This is a genomic window from Micrococcus sp. ACRRV, from assembly GCF_022346985.1.
GTDB classification, from domain to species: Bacteria; Actinomycetota; Actinomycetes; order Actinomycetales; family Micrococcaceae; genus Micrococcus; species Micrococcus porci.
In genome coordinates this window covers 1-1,486 of the sequence record NZ_JAKRNH010000197.1, presented here as the reverse complement: position 1 = coordinate 1,486, position 1,486 = coordinate 1, and the positions used below count along the sequence as shown (strand labels likewise).

The following is a 1,486-nucleotide window of genomic DNA, read 5'->3' as shown; positions in this document are numbered from 1 at the left end:
GAGGTCGAGGGTGTCGGGGGGACGGCCGCCGTCAGACGGTCAGGAAGGCGGCGGCGACGGCCATGGCGGCCAGCACCAGGGCGATCACGACGGCCCAGGTGGGGGCCTTCTGCGTCCGCATCGACCAGGCGGCGCCCAGGAGGATGCCGCCGAGGCCGAGGTAGAGGACGGACCAGTACGGCATCAGAGGGTCTCCAGCCAGTTGCGCAGCAGGGCCTGCCCGGCGTCGCCGGACTTCTCGGGATGGAACTGGATGGCGCTGAGCGGGCCGTTCTCCACGGCCGCGATGAAGTCCGCGCCGTGGTGCGACCAGGTGACCTGCGGGGGGCGCATGGCCTCGTTGCCCTGGTCGAACTCCCAGGACTGCACCGCGTAGGAGTGCACGAAGTAGAAGCGCTCGTCCTCGATGCCCGCGAACAGGGCGCTGCCCTCGGCGGGGCGCACCGTGTTCCAGCCCATGTGCGGCACGGTCGCGGCAGGCAGGGGCTCGACGACGCCGGGCCACTCGCCCATGCCCTCGGTCCGGACGCCGTGCTCCACCCCCGCCTCGAACAGCACCTGGTGTCCCACGCAGATGCCCAGCACGGGGCGGCCGCCGGCCACACGGCGGCCGATCCAGCGGGTGCCGCCGGACGAGCGCAGGGCCTCCATCACGGAGGCGAAGGCCCCCACGCCGGGCACCACGAGGCCGTCCGCGCCGAGCACGGCGTCGGGATCCTTGGTGAGCTCCACGCGCGCGCCGGCGTGCTCGACGGCGCGGACGGCGGAGTGGACGTTGCCGGAGCCGTAGTCCAGGACGGCCACCGTCGGGCGCACGCCCGGGACGGAGGTGGGCGAGGCCATCAGAGCGCACCCTTGGTGGAGGGCACGTCGTGCACGCGGGGGTCGTCCTCGACGGCGGCGCGCAGGGCGCGGGCGAACGCCTTGAACTGCGCCTCCACGATGTGGTGGGGGTCGCGGCCGCGGACCACGTCCATGTGGAGGCAGATGGAGGCGTGGTACGTGATCGCCTCGAACACGTGCCGGGTCATGGACCCCGTGAAGTGCCCGCCGATCAGGTGGTACTGCTGGCCCTCGGGCTCTCCCTCGTGCACCAGGTAGGGACGCCCGGAGACGTCGACGACGGCGTGGGCCAGGGCCTCGTCCAGCGGCACCGAGGCCTCGCCGAAGCGGCGGATGCCCCTCTTGTCCCCCAGCGCGGTCTTGAGCACCTCGCCGAGGGTGATGGCCACGTCCTCCACGGTGTGGTGCACGTCGATGTGCGTGTCCCCCGTGGCGCGCACCGTGAGGTCGATCTGCGAGTGCCGGGACAGCGCCGTCAGCATGTGGTCGTAGAACGGCACGGTGGTGGAGATCTCGGAGGTCCCCGTCCCGTCCAGGTCCATCTCGACGTACGCGTCCGACTCGCTGGTGGTGCGCTGCATGCGCGCACGGCGTCCGGACATCAGCTCGGCGGCCACGGGTCCTCCTGGGGGTGGGCGGGAAG

General features: G+C 72.5%; 3 protein-coding genes. All 3 read right to left on the bottom strand.

Annotation, left to right across the window (positions count from 1 at the left end):
* Nucleotides 1-31 precede the first annotated feature (31 nt).
* Genes MHY29_RS12065 through hisB form a run of 3 tightly spaced genes read right to left on the bottom strand, consistent with a single transcriptional unit; the run spans nucleotide 32 to nucleotide 1,445 of the window.
* Nucleotides 32-184 carry a hypothetical protein gene (locus MHY29_RS12065; RefSeq protein WP_224355301.1) on the bottom strand — a complete coding sequence of 51 codons (153 nt, stop codon included), beginning with the start codon at nucleotides 182-184 and terminating at the stop codon, nucleotides 32-34.
* Nucleotides 184-843 (bottom strand): imidazole glycerol phosphate synthase subunit HisH, encoded by a 660-nt coding sequence (gene hisH / locus MHY29_RS12060; RefSeq protein ID WP_239241555.1) that lies wholly within the window; start codon nucleotides 841-843, stop codon nucleotides 184-186. The genes MHY29_RS12065 and hisH overlap by 1 nt, the downstream gene beginning before the upstream one ends.
* Entirely contained in the window at nucleotides 843-1,445 is a 603-nt protein-coding gene (hisB, locus tag MHY29_RS12055) for an imidazoleglycerol-phosphate dehydratase HisB (RefSeq protein ID WP_239241557.1), read from the bottom strand. Before hisB ends, hisH begins: the two co-directional genes overlap by 1 nt.
* Nucleotides 1,446-1,486: the final 41 nt, after the last annotated feature.